This is a genomic window from Chitinimonas viridis (assembly GCF_030409555.1).
In the GTDB taxonomy this organism is placed as follows: domain Bacteria; phylum Pseudomonadota; class Gammaproteobacteria; order Burkholderiales; family Chitinimonadaceae; genus Chitinimonas; species Chitinimonas viridis.
In genome coordinates this window covers 224,059-244,318 of sequence record NZ_JAUFPU010000003.1, presented here as the reverse complement: position 1 = coordinate 244,318, position 20,260 = coordinate 224,059, and the positions used below count along the sequence as shown (strand labels likewise).

General features: G+C 61.4%; 15 protein-coding genes. 5 read left to right on the top strand and 10 right to left on the bottom strand.

The genetic code is table 11. The annotated features are described in order from the left end of the window. Positions 1 to 99: 99 nt before the first annotated feature. The 4 genes from QWZ03_RS03945 to QWZ03_RS03930 all read right to left on the bottom strand — a co-directional run bounded on the left by QWZ03_RS03945 (position 100) and on the right by QWZ03_RS03930 (position 6,316). Positions 100 to 1,422, bottom strand: a complete 1,323-nt coding sequence (locus QWZ03_RS03945; RefSeq protein ID WP_290331561.1) for a TolC family outer membrane protein — start codon at positions 1,420 to 1,422, stop codon at positions 100 to 102. Between the two features lie 92 nt (positions 1,423 to 1,514). Continuing rightward, a complete protein-coding gene (locus QWZ03_RS03940; RefSeq protein ID WP_290331560.1) occupies positions 1,515 to 4,568 on the bottom strand; it encodes an efflux RND transporter permease subunit in 3,054 nt (1,017 codons plus the stop codon). A gap of 18 nt (positions 4,569 to 4,586) precedes the next feature. Further along, positions 4,587 to 5,630, bottom strand: a complete 1,044-nt coding sequence (locus QWZ03_RS03935; protein ID WP_290331559.1) for an efflux RND transporter periplasmic adaptor subunit — start codon at positions 5,628 to 5,630, stop codon at positions 4,587 to 4,589. Next, positions 5,627 to 6,316 carry a TetR/AcrR family transcriptional regulator gene (locus tag QWZ03_RS03930; RefSeq protein WP_290331558.1) on the bottom strand — a complete coding sequence of 230 codons (690 nt, stop codon included), beginning with the start codon at positions 6,314 to 6,316 and terminating at the stop codon, positions 5,627 to 5,629. The genes QWZ03_RS03935 and QWZ03_RS03930 overlap by 4 nt, the downstream gene beginning before the upstream one ends. Before the next feature lie 123 nt (positions 6,317 to 6,439). On the opposite strand from QWZ03_RS03930, the gene argB reads away from it, so the two are divergent. After that, positions 6,440 to 7,339: an acetylglutamate kinase gene (gene argB / locus QWZ03_RS03925; protein WP_284197139.1), complete on the top strand. Its 900-nt coding sequence runs from the start codon at positions 6,440 to 6,442 to the stop codon at positions 7,337 to 7,339. A 186-nt stretch (positions 7,340 to 7,525) separates the two neighbouring features. On the opposite strand, the gene QWZ03_RS03920 is transcribed toward argB, so the two are convergent. From QWZ03_RS03920 to gcvA, 6 genes are all read right to left on the bottom strand, one after another. Next, entirely contained in the window at positions 7,526 to 10,684 is a 3,159-nt protein-coding gene (locus QWZ03_RS03920; protein WP_290331557.1) for a type I restriction endonuclease subunit R, read from the bottom strand. A gap of 54 nt (positions 10,685 to 10,738) precedes the next feature. Next, complete coding sequence (locus QWZ03_RS03915; protein WP_290331556.1) at positions 10,739 to 11,644, bottom strand: DUF3800 domain-containing protein; 906 nt, start codon at positions 11,642 to 11,644, stop codon at positions 10,739 to 10,741. Continuing rightward, positions 11,641 to 12,972, bottom strand: coding sequence for a restriction endonuclease subunit S (locus QWZ03_RS03910; RefSeq protein ID WP_290331555.1), 1,332 nt, complete (start codon positions 12,970 to 12,972; stop codon positions 11,641 to 11,643). The genes QWZ03_RS03915 and QWZ03_RS03910 overlap by 4 nt, the downstream gene beginning before the upstream one ends. Beyond that, on the bottom strand, positions 12,962 to 14,512 hold the full coding sequence (locus QWZ03_RS03905; protein WP_290331554.1) for a class I SAM-dependent DNA methyltransferase: 1,551 nt from the start codon (positions 14,510 to 14,512) through the stop codon (positions 12,962 to 12,964). The genes QWZ03_RS03910 and QWZ03_RS03905 overlap by 11 nt, the downstream gene beginning before the upstream one ends. A gap of 211 nt (positions 14,513 to 14,723) precedes the next feature. Next, complete coding sequence (locus QWZ03_RS03900) at positions 14,724 to 15,524, bottom strand: substrate-binding periplasmic protein (RefSeq protein WP_290331553.1); 801 nt, start codon at positions 15,522 to 15,524, stop codon at positions 14,724 to 14,726. A 265-nt stretch (positions 15,525 to 15,789) separates the two neighbouring features. Continuing rightward, a complete protein-coding gene (gcvA, locus tag QWZ03_RS03895) occupies positions 15,790 to 16,698 on the bottom strand; it encodes a transcriptional regulator GcvA (protein ID WP_290331552.1) in 909 nt (302 codons plus the stop codon). A 103-nt stretch (positions 16,699 to 16,801) separates the two neighbouring features. Here gcvA and QWZ03_RS03890 point away from each other — a divergent pair, with 103 nt between their 5' ends. From QWZ03_RS03890 to QWZ03_RS03875, 4 genes are all read left to right on the top strand, one after another. After that, positions 16,802 to 18,085, top strand: a complete 1,284-nt coding sequence (locus QWZ03_RS03890; RefSeq protein ID WP_290331551.1) for an adenylosuccinate synthase — start codon at positions 16,802 to 16,804, stop codon at positions 18,083 to 18,085. 89 nt (positions 18,086 to 18,174) lie between these two features. Further along, a complete protein-coding gene (locus QWZ03_RS03885; protein ID WP_284197134.1) occupies positions 18,175 to 18,606 on the top strand; it encodes a CBS domain-containing protein in 432 nt (143 codons plus the stop codon). A gap of 110 nt (positions 18,607 to 18,716) precedes the next feature. After that, complete coding sequence (locus QWZ03_RS03880; RefSeq protein ID WP_290331549.1) at positions 18,717 to 19,553, top strand: TraB/GumN family protein; 837 nt, start codon at positions 18,717 to 18,719, stop codon at positions 19,551 to 19,553. After that, positions 19,554 to 20,210 (top strand): pyrimidine 5'-nucleotidase, encoded by a 657-nt coding sequence (locus tag QWZ03_RS03875; RefSeq protein ID WP_290331548.1) that lies wholly within the window; start codon positions 19,554 to 19,556, stop codon positions 20,208 to 20,210. Positions 20,211 to 20,260 lie beyond the last annotated feature (50 nt).

Genomic DNA, 20,260 nt, shown 5'->3' with positions numbered 1-20,260 from the left:
ACCAAGAAAAATGCCCCAACTCAAACAAGTCGGGGCATCACAGCCAACCACACCTCAGCGCAAACGGCCTGTCACTTCAGGCCGCCGGCAGCACACCCATCAGCGCGCCAGCTTGGCATTCACGGCTTCCAGATCCTTCTCCGCCAGATCGCCCACGGCGGCCGATAGCTTGAGCTGGTTCACCAGATAGTTGTACCGCGCCTGGGCCAGATCGCGCTTGGTGGAGTAGTACTGCTGCTGGGCATTCAGCAGGTCCAGCGTGGTACGCACCCCCACTTCGCGGCCCAGCTTGGTCGAATCCAGCGAGCTTTGCGACGACACCAGCGCCTGCTCCAGCGCCTTGATCTGTGCCGCACCAGCCTGCACACCCAGGAAGGCCTGCTTGGTGGTCTGGGCGGTATCGCGGCGGGTGGCTTCCAGCTTGTGCTGGGCTTCATCGCGCGAGGCCAGCGATTCACGCAGCTTGGAGCTGGTGGCGCCGCCGGTAAAGATCGGTATCTCCAGCCGCACGCCTATGCTGCTGTCGCGCTTGTCCTTGGCATTGGCCGCCAGATCCTTCTTGTACCAATCCTGGCCATACGAGGCCACCAGGTTCAGCGTAGGCTGGCGCAAAAAGCGATAGCGGTCTATCTCGGCCTCGGCAATGGCCAGGGTACCGCGCTGGCCCTCTATGGCCAGGCTCTTCTGCTCGGCCTGCTTGACCCAGGCATTGATGTCGGCCGGCACTGGCGGGGTGGCCATCATCTTGGCAGGTAAACCGGCCAGGCCAACCGCAGGCACACCGGTCAGTTGCAGGAAGGCATTCTGCTTCACCGTCAGCTCGTTCTCCGCCGCGATTTCGCTGGCCACGATACCGTCGTACTTAGCCTGGGCCTCGTGCGTATCGGTAATGGTGGCCACACCCACCTCAAAACTCTTTTTGGCCTGTGCCAGTTGCTGCGATACGGCGTCCTTCTGGGCCCGCACGAACTCCAGGCTGTCCTGGGCGTACAACACATCAAAGTAAGCCTGTGCCACCCGCAGTATCAGGTCTTGCCGGGCAGCCGCAAAGGTCACTTCAGCCAGGCGGGCCTGCTCGTTCAACTGGTTGGCATTGACGCTGGCCGTGGCGCTGTACAGAGGCTGCGACGCCGATACGCTATAGCCATAAGAATCGCCCTGCGTCTTCACATCGCCGCGTGCCGTCGCAGCAGTCGAAGAGGAGTGCCCATACTGGCCATCCAGCTGCACCTTGGGCAGCCATTGCGCCGTGGCCTGGCTGGATTTCTCCTGGCCGGCACGGAGTGCTGCTTCCGCCGCCGCGATGGTGGCATCGTACTTCTTGGCTTCCTGGTAGACCTGCAGCAGGTCGGCCGCCATGGCGGTAGACCCTGCGGCAAGCATCACCGCCAGCGACAGGGTGCGGATTGCAAAGCGTTGCATGGTTGATCCTCTGTTTTAAGCGCACAGTTTAAACATACTATGCAGTATCTTACTATGTTCAATAGCTGAAATCCAAATCCGTTTCCGCTGGCTCAAGCCGCATCCAACGGCTTCTTCACCCGGTACCAGGTGGCATACAGTGCAGGCAGGAACAGCAACGTCAGCAAGGTGGCCACGAACAAGCCCCCCATGATGGCCCACGCCATGGGTCCCCAGAAGGTGGAGCGTGTCAGGGGCACCATGGCCAGGATGGCCGCCGCCGCCGTCAGCATGATGGGGCGGAAGCGCCGCACCGCCGATTCGACGATGGCATGCCAGGGATGTTCCCCCTCAGCCATATGCTGGTCTATCTGGTCCACCAGAATCACCGAGTTCCGCATGATCATGCCAGCCAGGGCAATCACCCCCAGCTGCGCCACAAAGCCGAACGGTACCTGAAACAGCAGCAGTATAGCGGCCACGCCTATCATGCCCAGCGGCGCAGTCAGCAGCACCAATATCATCTTGGAGATATTCTGCAGCTGGAACATCAAGATGGTCATCACCGTCAGCAGCATCAATGGCATCACCGCCATGATGGAGCTTTGGCCTTTGACGCTGGATTCCTGCGAGCCACCGATCTCGATGCTGTAACCCAGCGGCAGGCTGTCGGCCAACTTCTTCACTTCCGGCCACAGCTTCATGGTCACATCCGGCGCCTGGGCACCTTCCACGTCTGCACGTACCGAGATGGTCGGCATGCGGTTACGGCGCCACACAATGCTCTCTTCGCTCTCCAGCTTCAGCTTGGCCACCTGGCTCACCGGCACATACTTGCCACTGTGTAGGTAAACCTTGGCATCCTTCAGGTTATTGAGGTCGGTACGCTCGGGGCGATCCAGGCGGGCAATCACATCTATGGTGCGGTCATGCTCACGGAACTGCGTCACCGTCACGCCAGACAGCGATATCTGCAAGGCATAGGATAGCTGCTGCGAGGTAATACCCAGGGCACGCGCCTTGTCCTGGTCCACTTCCAGCCGCATCACCTTCACCCGCTCGCTCCAGTCGGTGTTCACATGGCGGATATGCGGGTTGCCACGCATGATGGCCGATACCTGCTCCGCCACCTGCTTGAGCTTGGCCTGGTCAGGCCCGGCCACCCGGAACTGCACCGGGTATCCCACCGGCGGGCCGTTCTCCAACCGTGTCACCCGGCCGCGCACCAGCGGGAAGTCCTTGTCGAACAGGCCCTGTATCTTGACCATCACCTCTTCGCGCACCTTCTCGTTCTTGGTCATCACCATCAGCTGGCCAAAATTCAGGTTGGGCAGCTGCTGTTCCAGCGGCAGGTAGAACCGAGGGCTGCCGTTACCCACATAGCTGGTCACGCTGGCGATATTGGGGTCGCCTTTGAGCTTCTCCTCCAGCGCCTTGATCTGGATTTCAGTCTGCTCATAGGTAGAGGCTTGCGGCAGCCACACGTCCACCATCAACTCCGGCCTGTTCGATGAAGGGAAGAACTGCTTGGGCACGAACTTGAACAGACCCAGCGCAGTCACAAAGGCCAGCAGGGTGACGATCAGGACAGTCTTGCGGTAATTCAAACACCAGTTCACCAGGCGGCGGAAGCGCTGGTAGAACGGCTTCTGGTACACCGCATTCTCGTCGCCATGATGCTTGGTCTCAGGCAGCAGCTTGTAGCCCAGATAGGGAGTGAAGATCACCGCCACCACCCAGCTCAACATCAGCGAGATACCCACCACCTGGAAGATCGAGACGGTGTATTCACCGGCATTGGACTTGGCCAGACCCACCGGCATGAAGCCCGCAGCGGTGATCAAGGTGCCAGTCAGCATGGGAAAGGCGGTCGTGGTGTAGGCATAGGTGGCCGCACGCAGCCTGTCCCAGCCCTGCTCCAGCTTCAGTGCCATCATTTCCACCGCAATGATGGCATCGTCCACCAGCAGGCCCAGGGCAATGATCAGCGCCCCCAGCGAGATACGCTGCAGGTCCAGGCCAAAGGCATACATGACCAGAAAGGTCATGGCCAGCACCAGCGGGATGGATAGCGCCACCACCAGGCCAGTACGCCAGCCCAGCGAGAGGAAGGACACCACCAGCACGATGGCCACCGCCTCGATCAGGCTCTTGACGAACTCATGGATGGAATCCTTGACCACCTTGGGCTGGTCGGACACCGCATGGATTTCTATGCCCACCGGCAGCTCGGCGCGGATGCGCTCAATGCTGGCATCCAGTTTCTGGCCCAGCTGGATGACATCGCCCCCCTTGCGCATGCTGATGGCCAGGCCTATGGCCTCCTGGCCGTTGTGGCGCATCTTGCTGACAGTCGGGTCGGAATAACCGCGATACACCTTGGCCACATCACCCAGGCGGAAGGTACGGCCATTGGCACGTATGCCAATATTGCGTATGGCTTCGATCGAGTCAAATTCGCCGGTCACCCGCATGGCCACCCGCTCGCTGCTGGTTTCCACGGCCCCCGCCGGCACCACCGCATTGGTGGCCTGCAAGGTCTGGAACACCAGCTGCGGGTCCAGCCCCAGCGAGGCCAGCTTGGCATTGGAGGTCTCGACGTAGATCTTCTCGTCCTGCACCCCCACATAGTCGACCTTGTTCACGTCCGGCACATGCAGCAGCTCGGCCCTGGCGGCATCGACATACTTCTTCAGCTCGGCATAGCTGAAACCGTCGGTGGTAAAGGCATAGAGGTTGCCAAAGGTATCGCCGAACTCATCATTGTAGAAAGGCCCGCGCACGCCCTCTGGCAAGGTATGCCGGATATCGCCCATCTTCTTGCGCACCTGGTACCAGATATCAGGCACCTCTTGTGGCGCCACACCTTCCTTCAAGTTGATCAGCAGCTGGTTCTCGCCGGCCTTGGAGTAAGAGCGCACATACTCGATCTGCGACATCTCCTGCAGCTTCTTCTCCATCTTGTCGGTGACCTGCAGCTCCATATCGGTCGCCGACGCACCAGGCCAGTAGGTCTGTATCACCATGGCCTTGAAGGTGAATTCCGGGTCTTCCTTCTGGCCCAGATGGGTATAAGAAAAATAACCCGCGAACATGAAGACAATAATGAAATACAGCACCAGTTGCTGGTGCTTGAGTGCCCACTCGGACAGGTTGATGCTGCGCATGCTGGCTCCCTATCCGGCTTACTTGCGGCTCAGCTGGCTTTCGGCCAGGCGTACCAGCTGGTTGGCATGCAAAAGGTGCGCACCCGCCGTCACCACGGTCTCGCCGGCCTTCAACCCACCAGCCACCAGCACCACATCATTGCGCACCCCCGCTAATTGTACGGGCCGGGCGCTGACGCGGTTGGTCTTGCTGTCCACCACCCAGACCTTGGGCTGGCCATCGCGGTCGTAGATCGCCGTCAACGGCAGGGTAAAACCACTCAGGCTCTCGTCGCCGGGCAGGCGCACATTGGCCGTCATGCCCAGGCGCAGCGCCTCATCGGCCTCCACCACGCTCACGCGGGCAGCATAGGTGCGGGTGATCGGGTCGGTATCAGGCGCCAGCTCGCGCAGCTTGCCCGCATAGCGCTTGCCCGGCAGCGCCCACAGCTCCACCGTCAGGCTGGCCGCCTTGCGCAGCTCCTCCACGCGGGATTCCGGCACGCTCACCACCACCTCACGCTCACCCTGCTCGGCAATCTTGACCACGGGCGTGCCGGCCGCCACCACCTGGCCGACTTCCGCATTGATGGCCGTCACCACGCCGGCCCGCTCCGCCTTGAGCACCGTGTAGCCACCCTGGTTGCTGCTGAGGTTGTATTGCGAGCGCGCCGCATCGAACGCCACCTTGGCTGCATCCACATTGGTCTGGCTGACAAATCCCTGGCCGCGCAGTTGCTGCGCCCGTTCATAATCCATGCGCGCCTTGTCGAACTGGCTCTTGGCGGAGGCCTGTTGCAAGGCCACATCGCGGCCATCCAGGCGAAGCAGCGGTTGGCCGGCCTTCACCGCCTGGCCCAGCTCCACATAGCGTTCCACAATCTGCCCTGCCAGGCGGAAGCCCAGCTGGGCCTCGCGTCGTGCACGCACCTCGCCGGAATAACTGGCGGTAGTGGCAATGCCATCGGGTTTAACCACCACCGTACGCACCGGGCGTACATCCTCATAGTGGGTCTCGGTCTTGCCACAGGCGGCCAGTGCCGTGGCAATGGCCAGCAACAGGGCCAGGTTGCGCTTCATCATGCTTCGCTCTCTCCGTTTTGCTTGTCGCCCGGGCGCGCGCCCAAGCCATGAATCAGGGTCTCGATGACTTCTTCAAGATAGTGGTCCAGGTCCAGACCGGGGCAAATATCCGTATTTTTCCACACCATGGCCATGACCACCGGCGCCACCACCACCTTCACCGCCACATCCAGCGCCACCGGGCGGAACTCGCCACGGTCTATGCCGAACTGGATGGCACTGGCAATCAGGTTCTCGCCCCGGGCTATCACCTCCTCGCGGTGAAAGCGCGCCAGTTCAGGGAAATTGCTGGCCTCGGCAATCATCAGCTTGGGTATGCCAGACAGCTTGGTCGCACCATGCATCTGCCACCAGGTGCGGATAACAAAGGCCAGCAGTTCCGGGCCGCTGCCGTCGAACTGGGCAATCAGTTGCTCGCCCTCCTGCAAGGTGGGCACCAGCGACTCGCGTATCACCGCCTTGAGTATGTCTTCCTTGTTGGCGTAATAACGATAGATGGTCCCTGCCGTCACGCCAGCGGCGCGGGCAATGTCCTCGACCTTGGTAGCCGAAAACCCCCGCGCCACGAACAGGTCCAGCGCCGCATCCAGTATCTCGCCTGGGCGGGCGTCCTTACGCCGGGTCCAGCGCGTCACGGTTTCCAGCACCGGGCAACGCTCGGTGCAATCGGTGTTTTCAGGTTTCACGATAAAATAAATGAACGTTCATTTAATTTAAGTTACGCCTCTCCCGAAAACTAAGCAAGTCCGAGTGCAGTATCAGATGACGAACGGCGCTAAAATCCCCCCACTTCAACCAGGATCGCCGCCATGCCCGCCATCGAACCCATCTCTGCCCAGACCGCTGCCGACAAGGCCAGTGTGCTGGCAGAAGCCATGCCCTATATCCGCCGCTTTTACGATAAGACCATCGTGATCAAGTACGGCGGCAACGCCATGATCGAGCCCGAGCTGAAAGAAGGTTTCGCCCGTGATGTGGTGCTGCTCAAGCTGGTCGGCATGAACCCCGTCGTGGTGCACGGCGGCGGCCCCCAGATCAACGACCTGCTCAACCGCGTGGGCAAACAGGGCGAGTTCATCCAAGGCATGCGCGTCACCGACAGCGAAACCATGGAAATCGTCGAAATGGTGCTGGGCGGTCTGGTAAACAAGGAAATCGTCTCCCTGCTCAACCAGCACGGCGGCAGGGCCGTGGGCCTCACCGGCAAGGATGGCCACTTCATCCGCGCCAAAAAGATGTTCCTCAAGGGTGAGGGCGACGAGGAGCAGATCGATATCGGCCAGGTCGGCGAAATCGAGAGCATCGACCCCGAGCTGGTGGCCCTGCTGGATACCCGCGACTTCATCCCGGTCATTGCCCCCATAGGCGTGGGCGCAGAAGGGGAAGCGTTCAACATCAATGCCGACCTGGTGGCAGGTAAGCTGGCCGAAGTCCTGGGCGCCGAAAAGCTGATCCTGATGACCAACACGCCCGGCGTGCTGGACAAACAAGGCCAGCTGCTCACCGGCCTGACACCCAGCATCGTCGACCAGTTGGTGGCAGAAGGCACCATCTCCGGCGGCATGATCCCCAAGATCGCCTCCGCCCTAGAAGCCGCCGTCAATGGCGTCAATGCCGTGCACATCATCGACGGCCGGGTCAAACACGCCCTGCTGCTCGAAGTGCTCACCGACCACGGCGTCGGCACCATGATCAAACGCGACGAATAAACGTCGCCGCACCCGGTTTGCTCAGGCAAGCCCAGTCGTTCAAGCGGGCACCGCACTCAAGGGGCGTGCCCGCTGCCAGCTTCAGCCGCGTCGGCATGGTCATGCCGCAACCCAATCTGGTCTCTATACCAGTCAATCTTCGACTACGCTGCCGATGACTGACTCATGGGCAACTTGCCTGCAGTGTTAAGCCCACGCCTCACCCAGCGCCTGCGCCTGCTGCAACACCAGCTCCACCGCACCATCCTGCATGTCCGGCGGGTATTTGTACTTGCGCAGTATGCGCTTCACCATCAGGCGTAGCTGGGCGCGCACGCTCTCGCGGGCCGACCAGTCCACGGTAATGCTCCGGCGCAGATTCTCGGTCAGCTCGTGGGCAATCTTCTTCAGCGTCTCGTCCGATAGCTCGCGCACAGCAGATTCATTGTTGGCCAGCGCATCGTAGAAGCGGATTTCATCCTCGGTAAGGCCCAACTGTTCACCACGATGGGCGGCCTCCCGGAACTTCTGCGCCATCTCGATAAGTTCTTCGATCACCTGGGCCGTCTCGATAGCGCGGTTCTGGTAGCGAGTCACCACATTGGCCAGCAGCTCGGAAAACTTCTTTTCCTGCACCACATTGCTGGCAAAGCGGCTCTTGATTTCGCCTTCCAGCAGGCGCTCCAGCAGCTCTACCGCCAGATTGCGCTCGGGCAGGTTGCGCACCTCAGCCAGGAAGGCATCGTCGAGTATGCCGACATTCGGCTTGTCGAGCCCCACCGCCTCGAACACATCCACCACCTTCTCCGACACCACCGCCGAGTTGATGATTTGCCGGATGGCGTGGTCGCGCGCCTCGTCGGTCTGCTTCTTGTCGCTCAGCTCGCGCTTGGTAAGGATAACCTTCACCGCCTGCATAAAGGCGACTTCCTCGCGTACCGCCTTGGCCTCTTCCAGCGTGCAGCACAGGCTGAAGGCCTTGCTCATCATCAGCGCCGTATCGGCAAAGCGCTTCTTGCCATCGTCAAGGCCCAATACATGGTTGGCGGCGCCGGCCAGGCATTTGTGCCCACCGGTGAGGAAGCCGCTGTAGTCGTAGCCATGCAGCATGCCGCGCAATATGTCTAGCTTCTCCTCCAGCACGGCATAGGCCTCCGCCGCATCCACCGTGGGGCGGCCGCGTCCATTGCTGGCACTGTATTCCTTCAGCGCGCTTCTCAGCTCATTGGCAATGCCGATGTAGTCGACCACCAGGCCGCCCTGCTTGTCCTTGAACACCCGGTTCACCCGTGCAATGGCCTGCATCAGGTTGTGGCCCTTCATAGGCTTGTCGACATACAGCGTATGCACGCACGGCGCATCAAAGCCGGTCAGCCACATATCGCGCACGATAACCAGGCGCAGCGGGTCGGCCGGGTCCTTGAAGCGCTTTTCCAGCCGCTTCTTCACCTGCCCGCTGTAGATATGCGGCCGCAGAAGCGCCTTGTCACTGGCCGAGCCAGTCATCACGATTTTGATGGCACCCTTCTCGGGGTCGTCATCGTGCCAGTCCGGGCGCAGCTTGATGATGTCATCATAGAGATGGACGCAGATGTCGCGGCTCATGGTCACCACCATGGCCTTACCGTCCTGCGCCTTGTTGCGCTCATCAAAATGGGCAACCAGGTCAGCCGCCACAGCGGCCACGCGCGGCTCGGCGCCAACAACTTTTTCCAGCGCAGCCCAACGGCTCTTCAACTTGGCCTGCTGGCCTTCCTCCTCGTCCTCGGCCAGCTCATCGACTTCCTCGTCGATATGCGGCAGCGCCTCGGCCTTGAGCGACAACTTGGCCAGGCGCGTTTCAAAGTAGATGGCCACCGTCGCGCCATCCTCCTTCGCCTGCTGCATGTCGTAAACGTGGATGTACTCGCCAAACACGGCGCGGGTGTCGCGGTCCTCGCTCGATACCGGCGTACCGGTAAAGGCCACAAAGGTGGCATTGGGCAGTGCATCGCGTAGGTGCTGGGCATAGCCCACTTGATAGCGGGTCATGTACTCCGCCGCCGGCTCGGCCACCATCAGGGCAGAGTCGGTGTTAGCCGCCGTGCGGCCTGCCTGAGGCTTGGCCTTGAAGGTCTTCAGCTGCGCTTCAAAGCCATACTGGGTGCGGTGCGCCTCATCGGCAATAACGACGATATTGTGCCGGTCCGACAACACCGGGAAGGTGTCTTCATCCTCCCCCGGCATGAACTTCTGGATGGTGGCAAACACAATACCGCCCGAGGGGCGGTTGGCCAGTTGAGCACGCAAATCCTGCCGGGTAATGGCCTGCGAGGGCTGCTCGCGCAACAGGTCCTGCGCCAGCGAGAACACACCGAACAACTGCCCGTCCAGGTCGTTGCGGTCGGTGATGACAACGATGGTCGGGTTCTCCATCGCTGCTTCCTGCATCACCCTCGACGCAAAACAGGTCATGGTGATGCTCTTGCCGCTACCCTGCGTGTGCCACACCACGCCGCCTTTGTGGCTGGCGCCAGGGCGAGATGCTGCCACCACATGCTGTATGGCCGCCCGCACCGCATGAAACTGGTGGTAACCGGCAATTTTCTTGACCAGTTGGCCATCATCCTCGAACAGCACAAAAAAGCGCAGGTAGTCGAGCAGGTAGGGCGGCGCCAGCACGCCACGAATCAAGGTTTCCAGCTCGCTGAAGGCACCTAGCGGGTCCAGCACAGCGCCGTCTATGGTCCGCCACTGCATAAAGCGCTCGGCATTGGCCGACAGCGAACCCAGCCGCGCCTGCGAGCCATCGGAGATCACCAGCACCTCGTTGTACTGGAACACATCCGGAATCTGCGCCTTATAGGTTTGAATCTGCTCGTAGGCCTTCCAGATGTCGGCATGCACATCAGCCGGGTTCTTCAACTCCAGCAACACCAGCGGCAAGCCGTTGACGAACAGGATGATGTCCGGCCGGCGCGTGTGCTGCGCCCCCTGGACGGAGAACTGGTTCACCGCCAGCCACTCGTTAGCCGCCGGGTTGCTCCAGTCCACCAGGCGCACGAAATCGCCGCGCGCTTCGCCATCCTTCTGGTATTCCACCGGCACGCCAGCCACCAGCAACTGATGAAAGCGCCGGTTGGCCGACAGCAGCACGGGTATGCCCAGGTCGCGCACTTGCTGCAAGGCAGTCTCGCGCGCCATCAGCGGGACGTGCGGATTCAGCCGCGCAATCGCCGCCCGCAACCGCTCGACCAGCAGCACCTCGCGATAGTTGGCCCGCTCGGCATCGGCCCCATCGTGGGCCAGATCGGGGCCAAAACGGTGGGCGTAGCCGACATCGGCTAGCCAGCCTAGTGCTTCCTGTTCGAGTTGGTCTTCGGTCATTTTCGGCCTACCAGTGGGCTTGCCTGGTACACGTTTAAACGTGTACCCTTATGTCTAAGTGGATTGGGGGTTCCCGGTCGGCGCTGCAGCCTCGGTGGGTTCACCGGGGCTTTTCGCTTTCTGAGGCGGGTAGATCATCAGTCCTACGTTCTCATATCCGCTTCCCACCTTGCTGCGCCCGCCATTGCAAAAGAACTTCCGTTTAAGCATATCGAAAGCTTGGTTGGCCTGACCCGGCCGCACATGGCTCAGCCCTATGGGTCGCGCCACCAGGTCGGCCAATTGCAGCCCCGGCAGGTTGGTCTTCTTGTCAGCGAAAACCACATCAAAAGGCAAAGACTGGTTGCGCCGGTTGGCGCCATCGCAGATACGCCTGAATTCCAGCTCAAGCTCCGCGTCTTCTTTTTTGCCCCGGCATTCCACGATAACGTGCGTCTTCAACTGGTCTTGCTGCTTCTCAGCAAGAAATTCACACAAAGCCTCCAGGCAAATGCCAAGCGCAATATGGTATGGGTTGGATGACGCACCTTCTCGCCCCAGACGCGCCTTGTCGACCACGCAGGAAATGAGGATAAAGTTGCTCGCATCCATGATGGATGAAAGCTGCGCCATGAACGCATCCCGTGTGGGTCGATGGCTCAAGAAGGCAAAATCACCCTTCTGCTTGCGGATCTCGTTCTCGTGCAGAACCACACTGTCGTGGCCGAAATAGTTGAATTTCAGCTTTTCGACGGCCGGAATGATTTTCTCGGCGTAGTGGCGCTTGTGAAAGACACACAACGCCAGCACAAATACCGGATAGTCCCTGTCTATGCTGGCCAGCGAGTGGTCACCACTCTCATCGACATACACCACGAAGTCACTGAACCGCCTTCCGCTAGCTTCCGACGCGACAGGCTTTTCAACCGGGATAGCCTCGACGGACTCAAACAAGGCGTACTGGGTGCCGTGGCTTGTCATGCAGCAACCTCTTCGACAAGGGATGTAGCTTCGGGCAGGCGGAGTTGGCCGGAAATCAGGCGAGGGAGAAGCGTGTCTCGAATGGTTGCGATTGCCAGGGCTCGCTCATGATTACTGAGTATCGTCTCAAGCATCGGATAGAGCGTACTGTTAAAAACATCCAGTAGTTGGATGGTTGGCAATACCGTCTGAAAGCTTTGCAAAGCTGCACCGCTGACGTTTGCCTGAGCACTGCCATGAGATTGTGATTCTGCAAATAATTTGAACTCTGGGGCTCGAACAATGCAATACACAAACCCGATATCTAACATTCCTGAGCGTGCAGATATGCGGCCAACTCGTTGATTCAAATATGCGGAAGGTTCAACCCTTGGAACTAGGCCAGTTTCACCAACATACCCTGTCATGCCGACAAGTAGGTCACCACGGTTTAGTCGGAATCGCTCCAAACCATTAACTGTTTCACTCGATACATACGAGCATCCACTGAAATCAATAACCCCAGGCTTAACATCGCCAATTTTTACGACAGGGTGACCTACTTCTACCCAATCCTTGCTTTTGAATGCATATCCATTTTGGAAGTCTGCAATATCCGCCAATACTCCGCTTCGCCACCCTCTCGGCACCACCCCCAGCTCCGACTCCTCGAACCCATCCGGAAACAGCGCGGCGGTGGCTTCATCCATGCCTTCAGGCGCACGGCCTGCCTGCTTGGCGCGGACGGGGTCGAAATCGACGAACCAGGACTTGAACAGCGCCTGCGCGATGGCTTCCAGCGTGGCGTTGGTTTCGTGCAGGAGGGTGATGCGGTCGTCGAGGCCGTTTAGCGCTTGAGCAATTTCAACCTGATGCGGAATGGGTGGTATTGGCAGTTCAAACAGCGGAATTTCTCGACACTTCAGGCTATCGAAAACAGCGCCAACATTGATGTATTTGTTGACCTGCCCCCACCATTCATCGCTTCGCACCAACCATCTTAAAAATGGCGGGTAGACAGATTTTCCATCAGAGCGCAGCACAACCAGATTTTGCCCAATTGCCCACTCCACGCCTTTGGGTACAACGGCGCTGTCACCAGAGTTGCAGCGTCGCACCACGATAACATCGTGCTCTCGAGGCTTAAGCTTTTTGGTCCATTCGACAAAGTCCTCGGAAGAGATTCGTCTTTCGCCTCCATCCAATCGGACATGACCATCTTTAAGCTGGGGGATGGCGATATAAGGTAGGCCGGAATCCTGTGCTACCGGCGTTCGGTGGTCGCAATCGATTAGAACGACACCGGCCTCCTTTAGCGTCATCGAAGGCCAAGCTTGGTCAGAACTCATACCCCAGCCCCCCCAGCTTCTGCCGTATCAACTGGTCCAGTTCTGCACCCTTGGCCATCTGCTCACCCAGCCTCTCGGTGAGCTTCTGCATCTTGTCGGCAAAGGCTTCGTCGTCATCCTCGACCTCCTCGGCGCCCACATAGCGCCCCGGCGTCAGCACATGGCCGTGCTCGGCTATCTCGGCCAGTGGCACGCTGCGGCAGTAGCCTGGGATATCGGCGTAGACCTCGGCACTGTCGCCACGCCATGCCGCCACCGTGGCGGCGATGCGGCCTATCGTCTCGTCGCTCAGTTCAGCCTGTACGCGGCTAATCATGCTGCCCAGCTTGCGGGCATCAATGAACAGCACTTCGCCCTTGCGCAGGGTTTTCTGCCGGGCCAGGAACCACAGGCAGGCGGGAATCTGCGTGTTGAAGAACAACTGGCCGGGCAAAGCCACCATCACTTCCACCACGTCGGCATCAACCATCGCGCGGCGGATATCGCCCTCGCTGTTCTGGCTGGAACTCATCGAGCCATTGGCCAGCACGATGCCAGCGCGGCCCGTGGGCTTGATGTGGTACAGCATATGCTGCAGCCAGGCATAGTTGGCATTGCCGGCCGGCGGTGTGCCATAGGCCCAGCGCGGGTCGCCCACTAGGCTGCCATGCCACCACTCGCTGATATTGAACGGCGGGTTGGCCAGCACAAAGTCAGCGCGCAGGTCGGGGTGCTGGTTGCGGGTGAAGGTGTCGGTCGGCTCTTTGCCGAGGTTGTAGTCTATGCCGCGTATGGCCAGGTTCATCGCCGCCAGCCGCCAGGTGGTGGGGTTGGATTCCTGGCCGTAGATGGACACATCCCCTAATTTGCCGCCGTGCGCTTCGATGAACTTCTCGCTCTGCACGAACATGCCGCCCGAGCCACAGCAGGGGTCGTAGACTTTGCCGTGGTGCGGCGCCAACACCGCAACCAGGGTTTTGACGATGCTGGCCGGCGTGTAGAACTGCCCGCCCTTCTTGCCCTCGGCACTGGCGAACTGGCCGAGGAAGTATTCGTACACCTGGCCGAGCACATCGCGCGCCTGGCTGGCGTTCTCGCCAAAGCCGATGGTGGACACCAGGTCGACCAGTTCGCCCAGCTTGCCGTCCGGCAACTGGGTGCGGGCATAGCGCTTGTCGAGTATGCCCTTGAGCTTGGGGTTCTCGGCTTCGATTTCAGCCAGCGCGTCATCGATACGCTTGCCTATGTCGGGCTGCTTGGCAGCATTGCGCAGGCTTTCCCAGCGCGCGGTCTCAGGCACCCAGAAGACGTTGGCGGCCTTGTAGTAGTCGCGGTCTTCCAATTCTTCAGCCAGCGCCGCCTCATCCGCATCGGGGAAGTAAAACTCATCGTTCTCGTTGGCAAAGCGGCAGGTCAGCTCGGCTCGGCGTGCGGCGAAGGTATCGGAGATGTACTTGAGGAAGATAAGGCCAAGCACGATGTGCTTGTATTCGGCGGCGTCCACGTTGGCGCGCAGCTTGTCCGCTGCGGCCCAGAGGGCTTTTTTGATGTCTTCCAGCATAGGGTGTTTCGGTTATCCGTGGTTTTCCATCACGCCACTCAGGCCCAGTGCCTGGGCGGTCAGCGTGAAGTCATGGCGCATTCTAACCAACTTGGCCACAGGCATGGCTTACCGTCACCCTTAGCGCCCGTAAACGCCCTGCTCCACCGCGCGTTGAACTGAAATGCCTGGCTGCCACCTCTTGTTTGCAGCTTGCAGCACGTCCCTGGGCTCAGTTCACGCTGCGGGCGTCGCGCAATGCCCGCTCCAGAAAGCCGTCCTTGGTCATGGCCTTGAGCGCCTGGTCCAGAGGGCCGATCAGATTACTGCGTTCCACGTGGATGTAGTGGTAAGCAGGCAGATACTCCAGTACGACGGAGCGGAAGGTTTCGGTGCCATTGAGCACCCTGGCGGATTTGAGTGCCCGCAGTGTGGGGCTGACGCCCGGTTCGCGTATCACCACCACATCGACCCGCCCCTGCGCCAGCATCCTGAACATGGATTCATAGGAATCCACCAGGCTGACATTCATACCGGCCGTCTTGATCTCGGCGATCCGGTAGCCGCGCCGCACGGCGATGTTCAAGGTTCGCATGTCCTCCCAGTTACGGATCTCCAGCGAGGGCTTCATGCTGACCGCCAGGAAGGTCATCGGCCCGATCGAGGTGGGAATGCGCCGCATATTGGTATAGGCGTCCTCAATCACGGGCAGGCGCGCCAGCAGGGCATCGGACTTGCCAGTGTTGGCAGCGATCAGGCCTCGCGCCGCCGGCATGAAGGTCAGCTCGACCGGCTGCCCGATGCGGCGGTAGGCTTCGCGCACCACCACTTCGTAATAACGCTCGGTCCCTTCGTCGTTCTCCACGCCGGCGATGCGTACCGGTGCCTCCTCCGCCGCATGGGGGACGACGACGGCAAGTGCCAGGAGCAATCCCAGGAAGTGGCGGAGGCGCATGATGGTTACACCTTTAAGGAGGGAGGAGATAGGGGCGACCCGCGCAGCCAACTCGGCGCCCTTGGCCCAGCGACTCATGTCGGCTTGCCAGACCGGCGAATCAGCATGAAAACTAATCTGCCCGCCAGCTGGGCTTGCATTCCCGCCAGATCGTAAGGGCCAGCCTGCCGGCCATTGAGGGCGCCGTGCTAGCTTTATTCGAGAGACCCTTTTCCCACTTCCAAGGAATAGTGCGCTGAACGCTTACAAAATAGACCTGTCCCGCCTCGCCGACTAGGTAAGCGGAGAAAAATCCGCCCCGCGGCATCCCGCACCGGGAAGCAGGTCGCCATCGCCCTGCTGCTTAGGCACGCTGGCTTGCGTCGCCCGGGGGCTTGGCCACCGCCACCAGCCAGTCGCGGAATGCCCGCGCCGCCGTATTATCCTGGTTGCGCAGGGGGATATAGGCAAAGTAGCGCCAGTCCCCCAGGCGCGGCTGGGTAAACGGCGTCACCAGCCGCCCAGCCTGTATATCCTCCGCCACCAGCACTGTCGGCCCCATGGCCACGCCCAGCCCATCCAGCGCCGCCTGCAGGGTCAGGTAGAAGTGGTTGAAGCGCAGCGCCTGGGCCGGCTGCAGGTCGGCCACCCCTGCAGCCGCCAGCCAGTCCGACCAGACCTCGGGCAGGGTCGCCGTATGCAGCAAGGTGTGCTGCGCCAGATCGTCCGGCTGCAGCAGGGGCTGGCGCAGCAGCAGTGCGGGGCTGCACACCGGCAGTCGCTGCTCGGCCAGGAACTCCCAGCCCTGGTAGCCTGGCCAATCTTGGGGGCCGCCGCGTATGACCAGGTCAAACGGCTCGCCCAGCGCGTCTATCGCTTCATTGGAGGTGGAGATGCGCACCTCTACCTGGGGATGCGCCATTTGAAAGCGCGACAGCCTCGGTATCAACCAGCGCAGGGTAAAGGTGGCCGGCGCGTTGACCCGTAGCACCTGCGGGCCGGGCAGCCGCTGCAATCGTACCGTTGCCTCCTCCATCTGCTCGAAAGCCGGCAGCAAGGCGGCCAAGTAGCCGCGTCCCGCGTCCGTCAGCAGCACGCGCCGATTCTGCCGCTCGAACAATGCCAGTCCCAGCCACTCCTCCAGCTGCCGCACCTGCCGGCTGATCGCACCATGCGTCACATGGAGTACCTCAGCTGCCGCACTGAAACTCTGCAAACGGGCTGCCACTTCAAAGGCTCTTAACGCATTCAAGGGAGGGAGCTGTCGCTTCATCGGTGAGTTTTCCTGACACGAAAACACAGCTTAAGTCGTTTGTTGCGCGCCGCCAAGCCCGGTACCGTTGCGCCCTGTCAACCAATCACAAGGGGTGCAGGGCATGTCCAACAAACTCATCGTCATCGGTATGCAATGGGGGGATGAAGGCAAGGGCCGCATTGTCGATCTGCTCAGCCAGCAGGCCGACCGGGTAGTGCGCTTCAATGGCGGCCACAACGCCGGCCACACCCTGGTGGTAGAGGGGCAGACCTGGAAGCTGGCCCTGCTGCCTTGCGGCCTGCTGCACGGCAAGCCCGGCGTGATAGGCAGCGGTCTGGTGATCGATCCCGAAGCCCTGCTGGCAGAGCTGGAGCGCGTCGCCCAGCAGGGCCTGGCCATCGGTCCAGGGCAGTTGCTGGTGGACGAGACCGCCACCCTGGTACTGCCCTCCCACGCCGCGCTCGACCAAGCCGAGGAGGCCCAGCGCCGCCATCCCATAGGCACCACCGGCCGTGGCATAGGGCCGGCGTTTGCCGACCGCGCCGGCCGCCGTGCCATACGGGTAGGCGATCTGGCCGACCCCACCCTGCTGGCGCAGAAAGTCGACGAAGCCCTGCACTACCACAACAGCCTGCTGGCAGCCTGGGGCCAGCCACGCCACGATCCCGCCGCCACCCTGTCGCGGCTGCTGGCCCTGGCCCCGCGTCTGCTGCCCTATGTGGGTTCGGCCTGGCAGTTGCTGCAGCAGGCCGACCAGGCCGGCGAGCGCTTGCTATTCGAAGGGGCACAGGCGCTGATGCTGGACAACAGCCATGGCAGCTACCCCTTTGTCACCGCCTCTTCCAGCCTGCCGGCCCAGGCCGTGCTGGGCAGCGGCCTGGGTGCGGCGGCGCAGGCCAGCGTGCTGGGCGTCTGCAAGGCCTACACCACCCGGGTGGGCGCCGGCCCCTTCCCCAGCGAGCTGAGCGGCGAGCTGGCCGATCTGCTGCGCCAGCGCGGCCATGAATACGGCACCAACACCGGTCGCCCCAGGCGCTGCGGCTGGCTGGACATCGCCCTGCTGCGGCAGGGGTTGCAGCTGGCGCAGGTGCGCAGCCTGGCGCTGACCAAGCTCGATGTGCTCGACACCTTGCCAAGCTTGCAGCTATGCGTCGGCTACCGCATCCGCGGCGTCTTCCAGGCCAACTTCCCGGCCAGCGCGGCCGAACAGGCGGCATGTGAACCGGTGTATGAAACCTTGCCCGGCTGGCAACAGTCTACTGTGGGCATACGGCAATTCGAGGCACTCCCCGCGGCGGCACAAGCCTATGTGCAGCGGATTGCCACCCTGCTCGACTGCCCCGTCAGCCTGGTATCGACCAGCCCGGAGCGTGAGGACATCATCACGCTACAGCAGCCGTGGTGAGGCAAACCGCGCATTCCCGCTTGGCCGCCAGAGCCTGACTGTTTATATTGAGGGTACGACCTCACTTTTGCCCACGGAGTATGTGCAGCATGAAAACCGCCCGTCAGCTTCTGCAGGAAAAGTCGCGCCAGGCCATTTTCTCGGTCCCGCCCACCGCCACGGTCTACCAGGCGCTGCAACTGATGGCCGAAAAGGACATCGGTGCCGTGCTGGTCATGGAAGGTGAAAAGCTGACCGGCATATTCTCCGAGCGCGATTACGCCCGTAAGGTGGTGTTGCAAGGCAAGACCTCGGCCGGTACACCCATAGTCGATATCATGACCAAGCGGGTCATGTTTGCCCTGCCCAGCCAGACCGTGGACGAGTGCATGGCCATCATGTCGGAAAAACGCTTCCGCCACCTGCCGGTGATGGATGGCGACAAGGTCATCGGCGTACTCTCGATCACCGACCTGGTGCGCGAGCAGATTGCCGAGCAGCAGTTCCTGATAGAACAGCTGGAGCAGTACATACACGGCTGACCCGGCACCATGCGTTCGATTCATGTCGCCCGGCTGCCAGGCCAGGCGCCCAGGACTGTCTCATCAGGCCGGCCCCACGCCGGCCTTGTTTATTGCTAGGGAGTTTCACCTTGAAGTTGTTTGCCGCCCTGCTGGCTGCGCTGGCCCTACCTGCCCAGGCGTTGGAATGCCCACCGCTCGATATCACCGCCCTGCTGGCCCAACAGCCCGACTATGTCCTGTTGGGTGAAATGCACGGCACCGAACAAGCGCCGCGCTTTACCGGCGACATGGCCTGCCAGCTGCTGAAGACCGGCAAGCCCGTCACCCTGGGGCTGGAGATCCCCAGTACCGAGCAAGCAAGGCTGGACCAGTACCTGCAATCCGACGGCGGCCAGGCCGCCCGCGAGGTCTTGCTGCAAGGCAAGCACTGGGATAGCAACGAATGGTCTGATGGCCGCAGCAGCCAGGCCATGCTGGCCTTGATCGAACGGGTACGGCAGTGGCGCCAGGCCAAGCAGCCCGTAAAGCTGGCCGCCTTCGCCGACGGCGGCGATGCCGGCTACGCCGCCGTGCTGGGTGCCACCCGCAAGCAGGCCGAGCAATGGGTATTGGCCCTGGTGGGCAACATCCACGCCAACCGCGCGCCACTGAACCGCCTTACCGGCGCACCGCCCATGGGTGCGCTGCTGTCACAGCAGGGGCTCACCATCAGCCTGAACATCAGCTATCCAGGCGGCGAGATCTGGGCCTGCATGGAAGGCGACGTCCCTGGCAAGTCGGTCTGCGGCATCCATCCGCTGCAGGGCAGCGCCAAGGCGCTGGCAGCCGGCCAGATCACGCTCAAGCAAGCACGCCGCGACAACACCCTGCTGTACGACGGCTGGTTCGATGTCGGCCCCCTGAGCCCATCCGCACCAGCACGCCCCGCCAGCACGGGCAAGGACGAATCCAAGGCGGCCAGCTGAATGCCCACCTGGATCTTCGACCTCGACAATACCCTGCACGACGCCGAGCCCTATGTCTTTCCGGCCATGAACAAGCTGATGACAGCCTATGTGGCCCGGCATCTGGACATCAGCGAGGCCGAGGCCGACGCCCTGCGCCTGCATTACTGGCAGCGCTACGGCACCACCCTGGCGGGCCTGCAGCGACACGGCCATATCGACCCCGAACACTTCCTGGCAGAAACCCATCGCTTTCCCGACCTGCAGCGCAAGCTCAGGCCCATGCGCGCCTTGCAAGCCACCCTGGCGCGCTTACCTGGCCGCAAGATCCTGTTCACCAATGCACCACTGGCCTACGCGGTCAGCGTGCTGCGCGGCCTGCGGGTAGCCCATCACTTCGATGGCGTCATCGCCATCCAGCATACCCGCCACCGCCCCAAACCCTCACCGGTAGGCTATCGCAAGCTGCTGGCCCGCTACCGCCTGAATCCCCGCCACTGCGTGATGGTGGAAGACACCCACGCCAACCTGGTCACCGCCAAGCGGCTGGGCATGGCCACCGTCTGGCTGGGCCGCAAGGCCCATCACGGCGGCGTGGTCGATATCGGCCTGCCTTCCCTGGCCCAACTCCCCCGCCACGCCGGACGCCGAGGCTGGCTGCCTACAAATAACAAATAGTTATCATCAACTAATTTTTTATTACTTTTTATATATATTGGCTTTCACTA

Bases quoted from the DNA above. Each gene is read 5' to 3' on its own strand.
- QWZ03_RS03875 (WP_290331548.1), top strand. From the start codon at position 19,554: ATGCCCACCTGGATCTTCGACCTCGACAATACCCTGCACGACGCCGAG.
- QWZ03_RS03915 (WP_290331556.1), bottom strand. From the start codon at position 11,644: ATGACAAGCCACGGCACCCAGTACGCCTTGTTTGAGTCCGTCGAGGCT.
- argB (WP_284197139.1), top strand. From the start codon at position 6,440: ATGCCCGCCATCGAACCCATCTCTGCCCAGACCGCTGCCGACAAGGCC.
- QWZ03_RS03890 (WP_290331551.1), top strand. From the start codon at position 16,802: ATGTCCAACAAACTCATCGTCATCGGTATGCAATGGGGGGATGAAGGC.
- QWZ03_RS03945 (WP_290331561.1), bottom strand. From the start codon at position 1,422: ATGCAACGCTTTGCAATCCGCACCCTGTCGCTGGCGGTGATGCTTGCC.
- QWZ03_RS03935 (WP_290331559.1), bottom strand. From the start codon at position 5,630: ATGATGAAGCGCAACCTGGCCCTGTTGCTGGCCATTGCCACGGCACTG.
- QWZ03_RS03900 (WP_290331553.1), bottom strand. From the start codon at position 15,524: ATGAGTCGCTGGGCCAAGGGCGCCGAGTTGGCTGCGCGGGTCGCCCCT.
- gcvA (WP_290331552.1), bottom strand. From the start codon at position 16,698: ATGAAGCGACAGCTCCCTCCCTTGAATGCGTTAAGAGCCTTTGAAGTG.
- QWZ03_RS03910 (WP_290331555.1), bottom strand. From the start codon at position 12,972: ATGAGTTCTGACCAAGCTTGGCCTTCGATGACGCTAAAGGAGGCCGGT.
- QWZ03_RS03905 (WP_290331554.1), bottom strand. From the start codon at position 14,512: ATGCTGGAAGACATCAAAAAAGCCCTCTGGGCCGCAGCGGACAAGCTG.
- QWZ03_RS03940 (WP_290331560.1), bottom strand. From the start codon at position 4,568: ATGCGCAGCATCAACCTGTCCGAGTGGGCACTCAAGCACCAGCAACTG.
- QWZ03_RS03885 (WP_284197134.1), top strand. From the start codon at position 18,175: ATGAAAACCGCCCGTCAGCTTCTGCAGGAAAAGTCGCGCCAGGCCATT.
- QWZ03_RS03920 (WP_290331557.1), bottom strand. From the start codon at position 10,684: ATGACCGAAGACCAACTCGAACAGGAAGCACTAGGCTGGCTAGCCGAT.